This is a genomic window from Patescibacteria group bacterium, assembly GCA_041667185.1.
In the GTDB taxonomy this organism is placed as follows: domain Bacteria; phylum Patescibacteriota; class Patescibacteriia; order SG8-24; family SG8-24; genus JBAYFM01.
Genome location: JBAYFM010000012.1, coordinates 1 through 18049, shown reverse-complemented (window position 1 = coordinate 18049; position 18049 = coordinate 1). Strand labels below are relative to the sequence as shown.

Here is an 18049-nt window from a genome sequence, read left to right as displayed (position 1 = left end):
CAACCTCGGCTGACGCCGAGGTTTTCTGATAGTGGCGAAAAAAACCGCGCCCATGGGAGAGCGCGGCGAGCTGAAGAGAATCAAAACTGGTGGTGAATCTGCTACTTGTAGTCGGCCGAGGCGGCGATGATCTCAAAGGCAGAAACAATGGCCGCGTCCTTCTCGGCTGGCCAGTTACCCATGACACCGACGGTCATATAGCCCCTGGTGGACTCCCGCAGAAAGCACCGGCCGTTGATCTGACTACCATCCCCCAGCGTGAAGGTATAGACAATTTTCGCGGAGCTCTTGTCCGGCGCGATCCGTCGCTCGATGATATCGGCGTTGAATTTGCTAAGGATCGATAGGAGCTGGGCTACCTCCACTTCGAGCGGATACTTCTTGGCCGGCCCGACGACGTAATAGATCACGTCGTCTTCCGTCTCGCCCACAAGCATCTGCTTGTTGAGTTCCGTCTTGGCATCATCACTGGACCCGGCGACCTTCCAGCCGTCCGGAACGACGAAGCGAGCTTGGGGCGCGCACCCCGCCAAAAGGGACAATGCGAAGACGGATGCGATGACAGTTTTCAGGCTCATTCTCTACCTCCGATGGTGTTGATGAAGGAACACGACAGCCAGCGGCTGCGGGGAGCACCTTAACAAAGGCTGAAATAATGGTCAAAACGATGGGTGGGTGGAGAGTGCTGGAGTGCAGGAGTGCTGGAGAGACGGAGTCAGGCAGAGACGAGGCCATGTAGTTCGCGAACGACGTCTCTCCGTCACTCCCTGACTCCGTCTCTTCACCTCAAAGTGGCGAAAAAACCGCCGGGGTAAGCCCGGCGGTTTAAATATTGTGGAACAGAGCTGCGGTCAAAGATCGCTATGCTTTGCGTTTCGGACGGCTGATGAAGCGCGGCCGAATCCGCGACGACAGGTCATCGCCGAGACGCGGCAGCTGATCGCCCGGGTCCGGCTCATAAATGCCGGCTTCCTGAAAGATCAATCGGGTCACTTCCTCATCCGCCAGACCGACGAAACTCCGATCGTAATCGTCAGCTCGCGACAGGCAGTGCCGGGATTCGTGCACCAGCGTGCGCAACAGTTCAAAGGCCGTCCCCAGCGAAGTCCGGGTCTGCGTGCGCAGCCAGATCTCCTGATAGATGCGATGACCGCTGCCGGCGAACCCGGCGCAGGCCTTGAGCCCATCCGAAAGCGGGTGGAAAAAAGCCACCGGCCATTTGACCCGCTCCGGAAAATGCCGCACGAACAGGCTCCAGACCAGCTCGAAGCGCTGGCGGCTGGCCTCATCGAGATCGATGAAATCGACCAGCTCGTACTCCTTCGGCTCGATCGTGGGCGGCACGATGGTCGCGGCTCTCGGGACGCCGGCAAGACGCAGGAATGTCCCTAGACTGGCGATTTCGCAAGAAACGACCTCGTAGCCGTAGATCTGGGCGCAATCGAGATCGATCACTTTGTTGCCGGAACCGACGGCGATCTTCGCGCCGAAGACGCGCTGCGCGGCTTTGAGCCAGACCTGCTTCCCTGCGACTGACAGGGAGCGGATCGTGCCGAGCGCCAATTCCTCGAAGGGCGCGCGATTCTTCTTGACGGCTGCCAGGATGGACGCGGCCACGTCGACGTCGGCGACGCCGGACAGCAATCGGCCGACCTCGGCCTGATACTTGTGGAAGCTCTTGACCACCCGTTCCTCGGAAATCAGCGTTTTGAGATCCAGGGAATAGTCATACAGAGCCTCGCGCCAGGCGGAGCCGAAACAATCGACGAGGACGCCGAGAACGTACAGTCTGGTCTGGCGCGGATCGGAGCGAAGATAGATCCGGCCGATCCCGGGCACTTCGCAGACCGGACCGGCGGCTCGTTTGCCGGGCTGATGCAGGAACTTGAAGTAGCGTTCGACCTCGGCGAAGAGGCGCTGGATCTCGGGCGTGTACAGCAGATAGACCGCCGTCTCCCCGGCTTCGACGCAGGCCGGGCCGTCGACGAGAGCGAAAGAAAACTCGCCGGCGTCGGCCGCGTTGCAGACGAATTCACGCAGCACCTTGAAGACGGCGCTGCGGTCGTCGCCGATCGGCTGATCCCAGTCAGCGAAAGCGTCGATGGTCAGCTGCGACGGGAAACGTTCGGACGTCTCGCGTCCGTCCTTCAGGCCGTAAGGGTCGTAGTTGAAGAAGACCTGCTTGACCTTGAGTCCGTCGATGTCGACCTCTTCGATCTCGTACGACAACAGGTAGCGGCCGAGATAATCCGACGAGGCGATGGCGACCCGGAGTCCCAGCCGCAGGGCGGCCACGGCCGCTAGCTTGGTTCCGGAACCCTTGAAGCCGATCACGGTCGGATCGTCGAGGCGGTCCCGCTTGGTCGAGAGCCCGATGAGCTCCAGATACTTGCGGTTGAATGATCCGCGATTGCTAATTTTAAGGTACTTCACGATCAACCTCACTTGCCGGCGAACGCCAGCCGTGCGTCCCGCCAAAAAAAGCGGAACTGTCGGCTACTGCGGCCGATGCGGCCAACTTAGCACGGAGGCGGCGTAAGATAAAGCTCGCCGCCGACGCGCGGCCAGGAACGAAAAGAGGCCGGACATGAAGTCCGACCTCTAAGCTATCCGAGAAAGATCATCTGCTCGCGTACCTCGCGTCGCTGTTTTCGCGACAGCCGCCGCGCATTCCGCACCACTGCTTCCAGTAGGCGTAGACTCCGGGACGATTGCCCCGGCCGTCATAGTAACCCGCGGTCTGAGAGCCGTAGTAGCGGTTGATGGCCCGCTGCCAGCTGCCCTCGATCTCGAACGACTTCCGGAGCAGCTTCGCCGTCGAAGCCAGCGCGTCGCCGAGGTCGTGCGGATCGACCACGCCGTCGCGGTCATAGTCGACCGCGTGAGCGCCGAGGCGGTAGGAACCGTCGGCTTGGCGCGCTGCGAACCCGTTCGGCAGGTGCTGCATGGGACCCATGGCGAAAGCGTAGGAGGTGCGGACCTGATGGGGGTCGCAGATCCTGACGCTATTCCGAGTCTGGCCGCAGATGACCTGCAGCGCAGTCCACCAGTCCTTGCAGCGGCTGGCTGCGTAGTTCCGGTAGCACTCGCTGCCGGGTTCGGAGAGCTCCGCGGCGGAGAGCCAGCCTTGTCCCTGCCCCCAGCCGCCTGCGATCCCGCCGCTCTCGACCTTCCAGATGCCATAGAGCGCGCCGGCCGGGACATCGAACTCGCGTCCGATGGCCTGGATCAGGCGAAAAGGATCGTCGTTGGTCGGACGGGCGACTCGACGCGCCGGCGTTCCGGACGAAACGATCACTGCCAATGGCTGAACGCTGTTGACGCGACGCGCATTCCGCTGTTTCCCGCGCCAAGACTCCTGCCCGACAAAACCATCCTTGCGCGAACACTGATCAAAGCACGCGGCGATGAACCAGACGAACAACACGAAGCTGATCACTGGCCAAGCGAGGTCTTTCATGGCGTCTCCTCCTCCTGAAAAAGGGTTTGATTTGAATTTCTAAGGAACGTGGAAGATTAGCACAAAAACAACCATCTGTCAAGATGGTTGGGGCGATATTAGGCTTAAAATAGCCAAATTTTGCTCAGGGTAGCAGGACCAGACGCTCGCTGGCGCCACTGAAAGAGAAGCGCAGCTCCCGATAGCCGGCGGTCTGCCTGATGCCAGGAACGAGGTCGGCCCACTCGACGAAAGTCACAGTGTCCGGCCGGCCGGCAAAGTCATAAAAACCGATACCGCGCAATTCCGCATCGTCTTTGAGCCGATACGCGTCGACGTGGCAGATCTGGCTGATGCTGGTCTGTTTTTTGGTCGCCGCGCCGACAGCGATGAGCTGCATCAGGATGAAGGTCGGGCTGCGGACGGATTTTTTGGAACCCAGCGCCGCGGCGAGCGCTTTGACGAACGCGGTCTTGCCGGAGCCGAGATCGCCGATGAGTCCCACGATCTCACCGCCGCGGAGTCCGGCGGCGAATTCAGCCGCGAACCTGTTCAGCTCCGCCAGATTTTTCAGGATCACGGTCTTCATATTTTTTCCGTCCGACCGAGCTCCCAGCCCGGATCGACATCCAGCTTCCGCGGATCGCCGAACCGGCGGCGGCGGGCGGAAAAATATCCGGCCGCGGCGATCATGGCGGCGTTATCGGTGCAATATCTTATCGGCGGCTCGACGAAACGCACAGCCGGCAATTCCGCCGCGAGGACCTGGCGCAGCGCCGCGCGCAGACTGGCGTTGGCCGCGACCCCGCCCGCGAGCATCACGGTCTTCACCTTGGAAGCCCGCGCCGCGCGCAGGGCTTTCGCAGCCAGCACGTCGACGATGGCCTGCTGGGTCGAAGCCGCGACATCAGCCAGGAATTTTTCGTCCGCGGCCATCTCGGGCCGGGCCTGCAGGAAATAACGCACCGCCGTCTTCAGGCCGGCGAACGAAAAATCATAATGCGGATCGCGGATCATCGGGCGCGGAAAATCCTGGAACCGCGCGTCGCCTTTTTCCGCCAGCCGCGCGAGCGCCGGGCCGCCGGGATAACCGAGACCCATGAGCTTCGCGGTCTTGTCGAAGGCTTCGCCAGCCGCGTCGTCGCGCGTCGCGCCAAGCAGCTCGTAGCGGCCGTGGCCACGCATGAGCAGGAGTTCGGTGTGCCCGCCGGAGACGACCAGGACGAGCGCTGGGAGGATGTTCTTCGGACTCGCTCCGAATTCATGCTCCAGGTCCGCGCCCGGCAGCCAGTTGGAATAGATGTGTCCTTCGATGTGATTCACGCCGACGATCTTCTTGCCCCAGCCGGACGCGAGCGCTCGCGCAGTATCCAGACCGACCTTGAGCGAGGTCACGAGACCCGGCCCGCGCGTCGCCGCGACGACATCGACCACGCGACCCAAAGCACGGCCGTCTTCCCGGCCGACGACCTTCTCCGCGAGGGCGGCGAGCAGCAACGGCAAAGTCGCGGCGTGCTCGCGAGCCGCCACTTCCGGCACGACCCCGCCGTATTTGGCGTGGATCGCCTGGCTCGCGACCAGGTGTTCGAAACGGCGGATGCCGCGCTCGTCCACCTCCAAATAAGCGGCCGCTGATTCGTCGCAGGATGATTCGATGCCCAGGATCCTCATATTCAGTGCGCCAAGATTATAACATGTCTGTGGTCGTGTCCACCCGCCGCCGCCTAGCGGCCGTAACGGTCTCGAAAATTTCGAAGATTAATAAAAGCCCCGTTTAACGGGGCTAAAGATTCAGGGTAGCAGATCTTTCCAAGGGACGACGGCGTCGAGCGTGAGTTCCAGGCTCGGACGGCCGAACAACCAAGGATCATGGCCTGCGTAAGCCGTGACAGAGGCGTTCTCCACCAGCTGTTCGCGATAACGGCGCACGCACTCTTCGATGGAGTAGCCGTGGATGAGCCGCTGGCACAGCACGAGCCAGTGGCTGTGGACGACGAGCAGCACCCGGGCGCCGGCATGATCGCGGGTCAGCGTGTCGAGAAAGCTGCGGATGCGCAATTCGACGTCCGGCCAGTTCTCGCCTCCGATCGGACGATGGTGGTAAAACCCCTCGCGGTCGCGGCGCCGGATCTCCTCCGGAAAACGCTCGCGGATCTCGTCGCGGGTCATGGCGTGCCAAATGCCGCGCTGAGCTTCGGCCAGCCGCGGATCCTCGCAATACTTTTCGCCCGGACAGAGGATCTCCATGGTCTCTTTGGCGCGGCCGTAGTACGAAGTGTACCGGGTGTCGAAGCGGCCGAAACGCCGCTGCAGATACGCGGCAGTCACCGCGGCCTGTTGCCGCCCGCGCTCTGTGAGCGGATAGGTGTGCGGGGCCGTTTCGAAAGACGCGCGCTCATTGGCGGAAAGAACATTGCTCTTAGATTCGGCGTGGCGCACCAGCACCAGCAGTTTTGGCCAAGCCATCGGCGGCCTCCTTTTTATTGATGAGAAAGAACAGCGCTATCTTAGCCGGGAGACGGGAGAAGTCAATGACGGAAGAGACAGAGTCAGGGAGTTACGGAGTTGCGGAGTCAAAATATCCGGCTCCGTGACTTCGTAACTCCCGGACTCCGCAACTTCGACGCCTGCACTCCCCAACTCCCGCACTCTCATGCTAAGATTGCCACATATGCAATCCTAGTCTGACCCGTCTTCGCTATGTCCTACCTTGCTCTCGTCGCGGCCCAACTTTTATACTCCGCCTCGGATCTCTGGAAGAAAATGATCTTCTCGGCCCAAGGTTTCAACTTGGCGACTCTCGCCCGCCCGGCCTTCATCGCCACGCTCGTGTTGGCGATGATCGGCTTCCTGGTCCAGCTCTACGCCATCTCCAAACTCGACCTCTCGCGCATGGCGGTGACGATCGGCATGATGGCCGTGATCTTTTCGACGGCCGCCGGCATCCTGGTCCTCAAAGAATCATTCAACGTCTGGAACGGGCTCGGCATCGTCGCGGCGCTTTTGGCGATCTTCCTCGTCCATGTGAAATGAACCGCCGCCGACCGGCCGCCGCCTGGACCACTCCGTTCGCGAACGGCGGGGTGGACAAGGGGCGGTTTTTTCGTTAAGGTCACGCCGCCCTTGGCAGCGCCTTACCCGCCCGGAGGTCCGAAATGATCCGATTCAAGGCCGCGCGCTGGACCCCGCAAGAACTGGCCGACCGGCTGTGCCATATCATCTATGGCCGCGATCTGGCCTGGCGTTCATACGGCGATCGTTGGGAGATCGGTTCGTTCAACGATTGGTGGCTGCATCGCGAACATGACGGCACGTTCCTTCTGCACTACCGCCACGGCAAGCTCGAGCGTATGCGCGCCCTGGCCAAGGTCATGGTCTGGCTGCTCGGCGTCAAGATCGTCGAGATCAAGTGATCGTTCGCCCATCGTCTCCGCCGCCTCCTACGGGGCGGCTTTTTTATTGGCGGCAAAGCGACGGACAAAAAAACCGCACACCATGGTGTGCGGCCAGTTTTTCCGGAAGGGTCACTCTTCGAACGAATCTTCGACATTCTCGATCGCGGCCTTGAGCAGCTCGTAGCGCTCTCGCGTCCTGGCCGCGGCGGCGCCCGGCGAATCCAGGACGTACTCGCGGCTGCGGACCTCGGGCGCCGAGAACCCGGTCTCCGGCGGGAACTGGCCGGACGTGAAGTCGACGGTCATGCCGTTCGGCAGGCGGTTATAGTAATGCGACCCGCCGCTGGATGGGACGACCCGCAGGAGCTCGCCGCCGAAGCGATCCTGGACCACGAGCGCGGTCACGGCGCATTGGCCGAGACACATGTTCCCGGGTCCCCAAGCGTCCTGACACGACGGCGCCGCGGTCTCGCGTGACCAGGCTTCCTGGAGCACGACCGCGAGATCGAACAGCGCCGCTTTCAGTTCGTCGCAATGGCAGTTGCCGCAACCACGACATCCGTCTTTTCCCATCGCATCCTCCTGGGTTTGAATGAGCGGACTGATCTCAACACAACTTCTTACCCGTGTCAAACCGAACATGATGCTCCCCCGCTTTTCCATGGACCGTTTCCGCCTTGACGAACGGCCATATTTTTACTAATCTTCTTCTCACGCACATTTGGCTAATGACCAATAGCTATTAGCCAAAAACCAACCCGGCCTCATCGTCTAATGGTTAGGACACCACGCTTTCAATGTGGTAATCGGGGTTCAATTCCCCGTGGGGCTACCAAAGAGGACTTCTCGACAAGAGAAGTCTTCTTTTGTTCTAGGACAAGCGATAAAACTGGGGTTCCAAATTTATTGCCGTCGAAAGTAAGTTTTTCCCTGAACAGCAACTGTTGGAACCGAATTCTTGCTGGGTGGTTGTCCTTCAGATTCAACCAAGTTCCTGTGGCGTTGCCAACGAAATTGAAACAGTGTGTCAGTGCCGCATCCATGTCGAACCTTTCGCCCTTGCGCGTATCAAGCAATCCCTCCAGCCGCTCAATTTGCTGATTAACTAGTTTTTTCTGGCTTAAGAAGTCTTCGTCAGAATATGTGCCCTTGCGATGAAGCTCAAAAATCTGTTGTCTTTCTTGCTCCAATTTTTCCAGACTTCTCCGCACCTTGGCATTTTGGTCATCCAATGCCCTGTAGTTTGACTGCCAAACGTCCCGTACCACTGCCTTGAAAAGCTCCTGATAACGGACGCTGGGAGATACGGAATCCAAGAATTCGAGAAACTGTTGCTCGAAAGCCTCCTTTGGGATGAATCTGACTTTCTGGCATCTGTCTGATTGGTGGTGATAGTAGGGGTAATGCTTTCCGCGCCTTCCTTTCGGTGCACTGCCGGTTAGCGACGCCCCACATTCGCCGCAGACCACGAACTTCCGCAAAGGAAACTCGGGGTTGCTGACAGACCTAGGTGCAGGGGCGGAGGTCACGCCGCCGATGGTCTTTTTCTGACAGGTCAGAAACAACTCTCGCGTAACGATAGCCTCAAAACAACCAGCGTATTCTTCACCGGACGTGCGTATGATTCCGTAGTAGATGGGGTTGTGAAGTATTTTTTCGACCGTCTGAAATGACACAGCGTGCCCGCTCGGCATCCTCAACCCCGCATCTTCCAGCAATTCAGCCAGTGCTTTGTAAGTGTAAATGCCCTTGGCATATTCCTCGAAGGCGCGTCTAATCAACGGCGCTCTGGCGGGGTCAGGAACGATGTTAGTCTTCTTTCCCTCCATTGGCTTGTGGTAGCCAATCGGGGGAGCCCAAACCCAATAACCAGCCCGCGCTCGTTCGCGCATCCCGAGCCGCGTCCTTTCTGCACGAACATTGTTGTCGAACTCCGCGAAGCTGGCAATCATTGTCTCCATCAATTTGCCGGCAGGGTCGTCGCTAACTACCTCGGTGGACGACCTAAGTTCCGTGCCTGATTTTTTCAAGGTTGCCCGCACCGTAAGGTGGTCGTTCGTGTTTCGAGCAAAGCGGTCTAATTTATAGACCAAGAAAAAATCAACAGGTGGCTTTCGTCTCGCGCAATAACTGATTGCTTTCAAGAACTCCGGCCTGTCCACCGTCCTCGCCGATTCTCCACGGTCAACGAAAACCTCCAAAACCTTGAGGCCGTGAGCGTCTGCATATCTGCGGCAGTTGCGCTCTTGTGATTCTAGACTCGTCCCCTCCACCTGCTCCTTAGAGGAAACGCGGCAGTAAATAATACAATTTTTCAACAGCTCTTGTTCCATATGGATACATTGTAACTCTAATCGGGCGATTATTTCATTAACCCAGGGGCGATTTTGGAACCGCCGGTAACCGACACGCTCACCTCGAAAGCAAGTTGCACGAAGGCAACAACGGCATCACGGAGCGCAGCCACCTCATCGTCGGAGAGGTCGGCCAACCCAATATCGGCCTTTCTGCACTGCTCGATGCTTAACATAGTAAGTAATACCTTTTTTGTGTTTCCGTTCGTTCTACGGTCGTTTTGGTGGCAAATTCAGTACGCCTCGCGCACTATTCAGGTCCGCCAGAAACCCCAAAATAGCTCGTTTGTCCGACTTGTCGTAATCGTTCGCATCTACCAAGTCGTTAAAGTGGCGGCTAAGCCTATCCGCGCTAAAACCTTGGCCACTGATTGCAGTTGCAAAGCATACGACTGAACTCCAACCGCGACGCTTAGCTTGATTGTTTTTGAAACGCCTTTCTATCGAACGCATAGTTTCTCCCTGCTGACTAAGGTAGTTAAAAAGCGGCCTCCACCAATGGAAGCCGCTTTTAATCTGGGCTTGATTTGCATAACGCAAAACGACCATTGGTCGTTTCGCGGGACGCTTTAGTCAGTCCGCAGGATTGAAACCTTGTCCGTAAAATTCACAAAGCCTCGTGTATCGTGAGGCCGCGACGGACAGCGCGATTATGTTTAACAGAGAACGCTACATGAGTATTATAACATTTATCTTACCAAACATAAATATATTTTTTGTCAAGGTGGCGATGTGGATAATTACATAAGAACAAAACTTCGATGTTTTGGCCGTACCGTTCTCTATAGGATGCCGACAACTACCGCGTCTTTAGCATGAAACTCGTTATATCGAACCAAAACTCCTCTTCCCACACCAGCGGCTCAGCTTTCGCTGTGACCGGCAGCGCCTCGACCTCAAATTTCAATATATCGAATTTCTTATCCCCGTCGTTGCGAAATGTCTGCTCCAGAAGTTTATATTTAATGCCTGTGAATTTTTGACCCTCCGGTTGGGCAGTATCCAGTTCTTTATTGATTCTATTCTTCACGAACGCATACTCAATCCCCACCCCGTCAAACGGCTTGTCGGGATTTACTATCGGATGTCTGCTGTCTATCACGACGGCATCCTCTTTTGAATAACCCCAACCGCCCCAAATGGGTAAGAAAATATTATAGTTATTTGCAATTTCTATTCCGGCAGGCCTGTTAGTCTGAACGTGCGAAATAATAATTTCACTCGAAGCATCGAGTTCGGCGTCATTTATTTCTTTTGTGGCTTCATCCTTAGCACCAGTAAACGTCCCCGAATGGTGTGTGTTTTCTGATTCTAACTTCACGTCATTTTTCTTTTTTCTAAGCTCGAAATAAATAATGCTTAAACCAAGGAAGAAAACGATTGAGTTTCCAATATCGTAACCTACGGCTTCTGCGGTGGTTGGTGCGTAAAAATTGTTTATTGCGAGTAGGAATCCAATAATCACCATGATAATACCGGTGTTCAACCATGCGGAGGATTGCTTTTTGGGCTGTGTCATTGATTCCGTCGTAAATGACGTAACCGCCTTGGGGCTCTCAATGCCACAACTGGAACAAAACCTGGCGTCATCGGACTGTTGCTTGCCACATTTGATACAAAACATAAGCGGGTTGAATTTATAGCAGGACGCAAAAAGCCCCTCGCCAGCGATGGCCTGCGCCACCCATGCCGGTTTCCCAGCATGACCAACCACGGTGCTCTGAACGAGGAGCCCTTTACCGTGGTTGGTTTCGACGCCGTGCCCGTCCTACGACGGGTTTAGGCATTCAATTGTGAATTTAAACTAACAAAAATGGTTAAAAAGAACAAGAATTCTGGTGACTAATAGCGCTAAAAACACGCTGTGTGATAGTTCTGCAAGCGGTATCGAAACCTTTGTTACAGCCTTGACTTCGCGTGCTTTAAGCGGTCGGAAAACCTATTGAGAGACTTGGGGGGGGGCAAAAACAAACCATCTTCAACCCATAGCATAAAGTGGACAATCGCTATTTATTATGGTATATTCCGTATGTAATTATACTGTTAAATGTCCATATTAACACATACGGAATATAATAATTAGGCTTAATTATGCGAGGTGCAACAGGACACAATTTAAGAGAGGATTTAGCGCTGCTCGCAAAAAAAACAAAGGCCGGAATCTTCTCCATTAATGAGGCTGCAAAAGCACTTAATCTCCCTACTAAAAAAATATCCGAACGTCTCGCGACTTTAGTTGGAGGTGGTTGGATTGTAAGGATTAGGCGTGGCTTATACCTGATTCCATCACTTGAGGCTGAGCCTTGGAAACCAACAATGCCGGAAGACGGGTGGGTTCTTGCAGTTGCCGCATTTTCACCGTGCTATATCGGAGGATGGAGCGCGGCGGAGCATTGGCATCTAACCGAACAGATTTTCCGAACGATATTAGTATTCACGGCGGCAAGTGTCAGAGCGTCCGAAGTAAACCTTCACGGCTATTCATTTCGATTATTTAAGGTTCCGAAGAAACGCCTTGAAGGAATTTCGTTTGTGTGGCGCGGAACGGAGCGTATACCAATCTCAAGTCCCGAGCGCACCATCGCTGACGGTTTACGAAATCCAGAAGTATGTGGTGGGATTCGACACTTGATTGAAATAGTGAAAGAATACGCGGCGAGTTCAGATGATGATTGGAGCAAACTGATGGAGGCGATGCGCGGTTCTGCTAACGGTGCGGCATGGAAACGGTTTGGCTTTCTCGTCGAAACTCTTTGGCCGGAGCGAAAAAGAAATATTGCGGAGGCCGAAAAAAACCTGAGCGCGGGTTATGCGCGGTTAGAGCCACGCTCAAAAGAGAAAGGTACTCTCACTCGTAGATGGAGGCTCTGGGTTAATATTGGCGATTTCGACAAGAACAATGATTCGCAAACAAGACATAGTTAATCGCGCAGCGGAATGGGGCCTGAGGCCCGAAACCGTCGAGAAGGACTACGTCCTCGGATGGCTTCTTGCTGCAATTTCTCAAAACTCTGAAGCGCGAGCTAATTGGGTTTTTAAGGGCGGCACGTGCATTAAAAAATGCTACATCGAAACGTATCGATTCTCCGAGGATTTAGATTTTTCTTTTCTGCCAGATGCGGCATACACACAAGAAGCGGTCCTCGCCGGTCTCCAAGAAATCGGGCGAAGGGCTGTTGAATTGTGTGGCATCGATATTCCAATCGATGATATTCGGTTAGACCCCAGGCAGAATCAGCGGGGTCAAGAGACGTTCGAGGGAAGACTGTACTATCGTGGGCCGCTCGGAACGCCGACGCCCTTCCGCATCAAATTCGATATAACCAAGCATGAGGCCGTGGTTGATACACCCGTCGAGCGAAGCGTGTTTCACCCATACACCGACAGTCTTCCTGACGGCACGAAAGTCAAAACCTATTCGTATCCTGAATTGCTCGCGGAAAAAACCCGTGCCCTCTTTGAGCGTTCCCGACCGCGTGACCTCTACGATGTTACATTTCTCCTTCGCAATCAGGTCGAGCAGTTTGACCTGTCCATTGTTAAAAATTTCTTCGGGACGAAATGCCGCTCAAAAAGCTTTGAGCCGCCCACCGCAACTCAACTCACCGACAAAGTGATTAATTCAGAAGAAATTAGAACCGATTGGGCGGCGATGCTGGCTCATCAGTTGCCAATTTTGCCAAACGTCGAGGAATTCGTGAGACAAATTGGCCCTCTTCTTGTTTGGCTAGATAATCCTGCCACAGCATTACCAGAAGCCTCGCTCCCTGCCGCCCCCGCGACCAAAGATGTCTTGGTGCATCCTGCGGGATTGCAATATTGGAACGTGGGAGTTCCGCTTGAGACTATCCGCTTCTCGGGTGTAAACCGGCTTCTTGTAGAATTTGATTACGAAAGTTCTAACAGTGGATACAAGCATCGTATTGTTGAGCCTTATTCATTGCGTCAAGCCACAACCGGCAACCTCTTACTCTACGGTTGGGAGAAGGGGGCGACACACATCAGAGCCTATATTGTTCCGAAAATACAAAACTTGAAGCCCACGCAAACCGCATTTACTCCACGATTCGAGGTTGAATTTTAGCACAGTATGACTTCAATGCGCTTACCGTGCGGTTAGAAAATTGGTTCAAATTCATTGAAGCCCCAAGAATCCCCCCAGGGAGTTACATAACCTGTTTCCATTCCTCCAAGGCACTGTTTAACTGGCTGCACTCGAAGGCCTTGTGACACTCTCTGCAAATGCTGTCCAAGCCTTTAGCTCCCCCACGATTTGATTCCAAGAACCTCCCACGAGGGCTACCATCAAAAACCGGCTGGATCAATTCCAGGCGGTTTTTGATCTGTCGCGGCCGCATGGGGAATTGAACGGGCGCGAGAGGCGCGAGCTGGCGCAGCGCCGGTGTGCAGCGCCCCGGAGTCCGAGTCGGAGCGAGGACCAATTCCCCGTGGGGCTACCAACAAAAGCACCCCTCGCAAGAGGGGTGTTTTTGTTGTGTCGGGTCCCGACGGGGAATTGAAGGGTATCCGAGGGCGTGCCTTGAATGGCACGTCCGAGGGACCCGGGCTGAGAAGGAGGCGGCGCACATGAGAATTTTTCCAGCGCCGCCGGGTGAGCAGAATTCCCCGTGGGGCTACCAACAAAAACCGGCTGGATCAATTCCAGGCGGTTTTTGATCTGTCGCGGTCGCGCGGGGAGAAGATTTGACAGGCCCGCATATTCGTGAAAATCTTGCCCCACGAAGGGAGACTTCCATGGCGAAATCAAAAACGTCGTTCCTTGGACAACTCGTCTTCATCACCGGCGGCGGCACCGGCATCGGCCGGGCTCTTGCCCGCGAATTCGCGAGCAAGGGCGCGCGAGTCATCATCGTCGGACGTCGAGCCGACGTCTTGGCCAGCACAGCCTCCGAAATCGGCCCCGCCTGCTCGGCCTGCGTGCTGGACATCAGCGACAGCGACGCCGTCGCGGCGACAATGGCGCAACTCCAGCGGACGCACGGCGAGATCGATATCCTGGTCAACAACGCCGGGGTGTGTCTCGTCGCGGACGCGCGCGAATACTCGCTGCTCGATTGGCAGAAAATGATCGCGACGAATCTATACGGGACGATCTTCTGCCTCCAGTCGGTGTACAAAAGGATGTGCGAGCGCGGGCACGGGCAGATCGTGAACATCGCTTCCGCCGGCGGCCTCGTGCCGATGCCATTTTTTACCGCGTACAGCGCGGCGAAATACGGCGTCGTCGGTCTCTCGCTCTCGTTGCGGATCGAAGCGGCGCTGTACGGCGTGAAAGTGAACGTCGCGTGTCCGGCGCTGGTAGCGACCGACCTGCTGCAGACCACCGCTGAGATGAGATCGATCACCGACCGAAAGAAGGTGATCCGGGACATACCGGGCGGCTCCGCTGCGCCAGAGGCGGTCGCCAGACGGATCATCGCAGGCATCGAGCGGGACGTACCCGTCATCCTGCCAGGATTCGCTTGGTGGTTGCATCTCGCGTATCGCTTCTTCCCCGGCCTGGTCAAAGCGCTCACAGTGCGAACCGCAAACAAGATCCCTTTCGTACGCTAGGACAACGGGCGTAACGCAAAATCGTCTCTGCTGTATACAGCCGTCAATCGCAAGATTGGCGGCTATTTTATTGATCACATGAACCACCGGTTTCAGCTGGCTGTTCAGGGGAATAAAAAACGACGGCAGATGAGACTGCCGCCGCGTTCGCGCACTCAGCGCGCAACGAAATGATCGACCCGCACGACCTCCTGAAGGAACACTCGCTCCAGCACAGCCTGAATATGCGTGACCGGACCGGTCCAGGAAGAAGCGTTCAGCGCTTCGAGATCGAAGATGCGCTCCCAGCTCTTTTCCATTTCGCGCCGTTCGACCGGCGGCAGGAACTGCCACTGCCATTCTAGACCGTGGGCTTTCAACGAACGATCCCAGGCGTCATCCTCCTCTTCGCTCAAGGCCAGATAACCCTGATTCAGGACACAGTGCCAGGCATCGAAATCCGAACACAGGATGCGATCAGCCGGAACGATGAACTCGATCCGAACGCCCTGCTGTCCCTTCGGCAGATGCGCGACGCAACGCAGATCCGGTTTCGGATGCGACCACGCCCAAACGAACGGACGACCGGAATAATCAGCCAGACGCGACTTGGCCTGTTGCCGCAACCAGCGATAAGCATCGCGATAGTAGAAAGGAACCCGCCGGCCATCGGCGGCCAGCACGCCAGTCGATCGGCAGCGTTCCCAAGCCTCGATGGTCTGGATCGTCCACAACCTCATTGTCTGTCCCATGACGACCTCCGATCTCTTCACCAGGATTGCGAAAGAGCGAACAAACCAACTTACCGGACCAGCGGTGGCGCGTCAAGTGTCTCCGCTGAATTTCAAGCTGAAGTGCGGGAGTTCGGGAGTGCGGGAGAGACGGAGTTAGGGAGATACGGAGTCACGTCGCTCGCGAGCGACGTGATAGAAGCGAAAAATCCCGCCCAGGAAGACCTAGGCGGGACGGATGAATATGCTCACGCACCGATTGCGGAACGAAAATGATGAATGCTGGCCGCCAAACGACTGGCGCCCGCTTTCGTGCCGGGATCAAAACCGAAGTGGTCGGCGAAGACGCGGCGCAACGCCCGCTTCAGACGCCGCACGTCCGGACCGCGCATGGACGCTTCCAGACCAGTCAGGACATACGCGTTGATCTCGTCGTTGAAGACGGCTTCGTGGTAGCCCAGCTGGCCGAGACACCCGCGCAACCGGAGCGTGTCCTGCCCAGCCAAGCAAGCCTCGACCGCCTGGCGATAATCCGGCCGCACGAAATACAGTCCGTGGATGATCTCATGAGCCATGGCCCGGGAATTGCCCTGAATCGTGGCGATGACGTAGAACGGCTCCGGCAAGCCGCGGACCGATTCGATCAGAGCCGCCTCTTTCCTGGTCAACGGATCGAATGCTCCGGCCAGGAACGGCGCAAAGACCGTCGACGGGATATTGAATCCGCTCCAATCCTGCAGATAGCTGAAATTCCCTTTCTGCCCCGCGTACCAATCCATGTACTCTTCCCAGTCGAAGATCCGACCGCGGAATTTCGGCGACTCATGGTGTTCCTGAAAACGCAGGAACGTCGCGGTGAGCAGATACTGATTGGGAAAGGACAAGTGGTAGATCGGTTGTTTCTCGGTCATGCCTAACCTCCTGGACGAACGGCCTGACTTCAAGCCCGACGGCCTGAACCCGCCCACCTTAACCCCGGCGCGGTCTGTGGTCAATGACTGTCGCTGAATTTCAAGCTGAAGTGCGGGAGTGCTGAAGTGCGGGAGAGACGGAGATGCGGAGCCATGTCGTTCGTGAACGACGTGATAGTGGCGAAAAAAACCCGCCCGGGAAGACCCGGGCGGGGCAAGAGACTACTTGTGGCGGAAACAATCGCTGAACGCGGCCAGATCCGCGAAACCGAGACGCTCGGCCGCTGTCCGTAGCTCGTCCGGACGCGCTCCGGTGCAGCGGAGGATATCGGTCGCGCCGGGCAGTTTCGCTTCGAGCAGACCCAAGAAAACGTCCGTGCCCAGCAGACAGTCGCTGATCAGAGTCCTGGCCGCCGGCGCGTGATCATTGCCCGGACCAGCTACCGTACCGACCAGCCTGTTCGCAAACGCCACGAGCGGCGGCGAACAGACGAGCGACCCGAGCTGTTTCCGGCCGGCGGCATCCAAGAGAAACGACTTCGGCGCGAGCAGCTGCCGCACGATCACGGCGGTCAACTCGGTCACCATCTCGTTGAGACCGTGGAAGTGCGGCAGCCAGGTGCCGTAGCTCGGATCAATGAGGGTCATGCCCGACCGGCGTATGGTCACGCGCGGCCATTTCGTTCCGTCGGCGGACACAGCACCAGCCTCCCAGAGGTCGAGCCAGAGATACGAAACCGCGTGGAACATCTCGTGGGCCAAGAGGCCCATGAAGTTAGCCGTCGACTGGTCGCGTTCAAGATACACGTGTCCGAGACGCGACCGGCCGCTGAATCGGCCGCGGCCAACCTTAGCCTGGAACTCAGCGGCGTCCAGGATATGGACCCGATCCGCTGAAAAAATGAACGGTCCCAGACCGCACATGATCTTGATCAGATCGTTGAGTACGGCTGTGACCTCGCCGATTGCGGCAATCTCGATCTCGGTCTGGGGCAAATCGCGGACGTGCAAGGGATCCGGCAAGGCGTAAGCCTCTTCCGTTTTCCACTCGGCCGCCTGCGCCGGCGAACCGGAAAAAAGACGGATCCGGTCAGCCCATTTATCCTGAGGGGCCGCGACTGACGTCGTGTTTTCCATGACCTGTCTCCTTTGAAAGCGTTCGCCTGCACGAGCGGGACTGGTTGGCAAAGAACAGGTTATCTAAGCGGAAAAGCGGGGGTTTGTCAATATTGGGAGTGAGGAAGTTGGGGGTGGAGAGTGCTGGAGTTCTGGAGTGCTGGAGTGCAGAAGAGACGGAGCCACGTCGCTCGCGAGCGACGTGGCGGAGATACGGAGTCATATCGTTCGCGAACAACGTGACGGAGTTACGGAGTCAACCGATATTTTTTGACTTCAGCACTTTCAAACTCCCTGACTCCGTCTCTCCATGACTCCGTCACTCCCTCACCGCAAAAAGAAAACCGGAGCCGATATGAATCGGCTCCGGTCAAAGAGATGCGCTGGCTAAGTCAGCCAGGCGTGGGGAAAGGAGAGATCAGGCCAGCTACTGGCAGTCCGGGACGCCATCTCCGGCGCCCGTCGAGCAGTCCTCGAGGCCGGAATTCGATTCGAGACAGGAATCCGTCTCGTCCGAATCGTCTGCGTCAAGAATGCCGTCGCCGTCCTT

At 56.8% G+C, this 18049-nt stretch carries 17 protein-coding genes and 1 tRNA gene; 6 read left to right on the top strand and 12 right to left on the bottom strand.

From position 1 onward, the window contains the following. Positions 1-101: 101 nt before the first annotated feature. The 6 genes from WCT10_04715 to WCT10_04690 form a co-directional block, all read right to left on the bottom strand. The gene (locus WCT10_04715; GenBank protein MFA6604103.1) at positions 102-578 is read right to left on the bottom strand and encodes a hypothetical protein; all 477 of its coding nucleotides are present in this window, start codon (positions 576-578) and stop codon (positions 102-104) included. 283 nt (positions 579-861) lie between these two features. Continuing rightward, positions 862-2433 (bottom strand): hypothetical protein, encoded by a 1572-nt coding sequence (locus WCT10_04710; GenBank protein ID MFA6604102.1) that lies wholly within the window; start codon positions 2431-2433, stop codon positions 862-864. Positions 2434-2620: 187 nt separating this feature from the next. Then, positions 2621-3460, bottom strand: a complete 840-nt coding sequence (locus WCT10_04705) for a lytic murein transglycosylase (protein ID MFA6604101.1) — start codon at positions 3458-3460, stop codon at positions 2621-2623. 124 nt (positions 3461-3584) lie between these two features. Beyond that, complete coding sequence (tsaE, locus tag WCT10_04700; GenBank protein MFA6604100.1) at positions 3585-4028, bottom strand: tRNA (adenosine(37)-N6)-threonylcarbamoyltransferase complex ATPase subunit type 1 TsaE; 444 nt, start codon at positions 4026-4028, stop codon at positions 3585-3587. Then, a complete protein-coding gene (tsaD, locus tag WCT10_04695) occupies positions 4025-5110 on the bottom strand; it encodes a tRNA (adenosine(37)-N6)-threonylcarbamoyltransferase complex transferase subunit TsaD (protein ID MFA6604099.1) in 1086 nt (361 codons plus the stop codon). The genes tsaE and tsaD overlap by 4 nt, the downstream gene beginning before the upstream one ends. Positions 5111-5230: 120 nt before the next feature. Continuing rightward, positions 5231-5905, bottom strand: a complete 675-nt coding sequence (locus tag WCT10_04690) for a histidine phosphatase family protein (protein MFA6604098.1) — start codon at positions 5903-5905, stop codon at positions 5231-5233. A 234-nt stretch (positions 5906-6139) separates the two neighbouring features. Between WCT10_04690 and WCT10_04685 the strand changes: the two genes are divergently transcribed. Further along, on the top strand, positions 6140-6472 hold the full coding sequence (locus tag WCT10_04685; GenBank protein ID MFA6604097.1) for an EamA family transporter: 333 nt from the start codon (positions 6140-6142) through the stop codon (positions 6470-6472). Between the two features lie 122 nt (positions 6473-6594). Continuing rightward, positions 6595-6852 carry a hypothetical protein gene (locus tag WCT10_04680; protein MFA6604096.1) on the top strand — a complete coding sequence of 86 codons (258 nt, stop codon included), beginning with the start codon at positions 6595-6597 and terminating at the stop codon, positions 6850-6852. 111 nt (positions 6853-6963) lie between these two features. On the opposite strand, the gene WCT10_04675 is transcribed toward WCT10_04680, so the two are convergent. After that, positions 6964-7407 carry a hypothetical protein gene (locus tag WCT10_04675; protein ID MFA6604095.1) on the bottom strand — a complete coding sequence of 148 codons (444 nt, stop codon included), beginning with the start codon at positions 7405-7407 and terminating at the stop codon, positions 6964-6966. Between the two features lie 187 nt (positions 7408-7594). On the opposite strand from WCT10_04675, the gene WCT10_04670 reads away from it, so the two are divergent. Further along, positions 7595-7669, top strand: a tRNA-Glu gene (locus tag WCT10_04670). A gap of 1527 nt (positions 7670-9196) precedes the next feature. On the opposite strand, the gene WCT10_04665 is transcribed toward WCT10_04670, so the two are convergent. Together WCT10_04665 and WCT10_04660 are read right to left on the bottom strand one after the other, a co-directional pair. Further along, the gene (locus WCT10_04665; protein ID MFA6604094.1) at positions 9197-9364 is read right to left on the bottom strand and encodes a hypothetical protein; all 168 of its coding nucleotides are present in this window, start codon (positions 9362-9364) and stop codon (positions 9197-9199) included. 623 nt (positions 9365-9987) lie between these two features. Then, a complete protein-coding gene (locus tag WCT10_04660) occupies positions 9988-10902 on the bottom strand; it encodes a zinc-ribbon domain-containing protein (protein MFA6604093.1) in 915 nt (304 codons plus the stop codon). A 377-nt stretch (positions 10903-11279) separates the two neighbouring features. Here WCT10_04660 and WCT10_04655 point away from each other — a divergent pair, with 377 nt between their 5' ends. The 3 genes from WCT10_04655 to WCT10_04645 all read left to right on the top strand — a co-directional run bounded on the left by WCT10_04655 (position 11280) and on the right by WCT10_04645 (position 14762). Then, entirely contained in the window at positions 11280-12113 is an 834-nt protein-coding gene (locus WCT10_04655; protein MFA6604092.1) for a type IV toxin-antitoxin system AbiEi family antitoxin, read from the top strand. Continuing rightward, positions 12088-13272, top strand: coding sequence for a nucleotidyl transferase AbiEii/AbiGii toxin family protein (locus WCT10_04650; protein MFA6604091.1), 1185 nt, complete (start codon positions 12088-12090; stop codon positions 13270-13272). Before WCT10_04655 ends, WCT10_04650 begins: the two co-directional genes overlap by 26 nt. Positions 13273-13943: 671 nt before the next feature. Continuing rightward, complete coding sequence (locus WCT10_04645) at positions 13944-14762, top strand: SDR family oxidoreductase (GenBank protein ID MFA6604090.1); 819 nt, start codon at positions 13944-13946, stop codon at positions 14760-14762. Positions 14763-14917: 155 nt separating this feature from the next. On the opposite strand, the gene WCT10_04640 is transcribed toward WCT10_04645, so the two are convergent. The 3 genes from WCT10_04640 to WCT10_04630 all read right to left on the bottom strand — a co-directional run bounded on the left by WCT10_04640 (position 14918) and on the right by WCT10_04630 (position 17520). After that, positions 14918-15493 carry a DUF3841 domain-containing protein gene (locus WCT10_04640; GenBank protein ID MFA6604089.1) on the bottom strand — a complete coding sequence of 192 codons (576 nt, stop codon included), beginning with the start codon at positions 15491-15493 and terminating at the stop codon, positions 14918-14920. Between the two features lie 227 nt (positions 15494-15720). Then, the gene (locus WCT10_04635; protein MFA6604088.1) at positions 15721-16383 is read right to left on the bottom strand and encodes an ABC transporter ATP-binding protein; all 663 of its coding nucleotides are present in this window, start codon (positions 16381-16383) and stop codon (positions 15721-15723) included. A 222-nt stretch (positions 16384-16605) separates the two neighbouring features. Further along, on the bottom strand, positions 16606-17520 hold the full coding sequence (locus tag WCT10_04630) for a hypothetical protein (GenBank protein MFA6604087.1): 915 nt from the start codon (positions 17518-17520) through the stop codon (positions 16606-16608). Between the last annotated feature and the right edge of the window lie 529 nt (positions 17521-18049).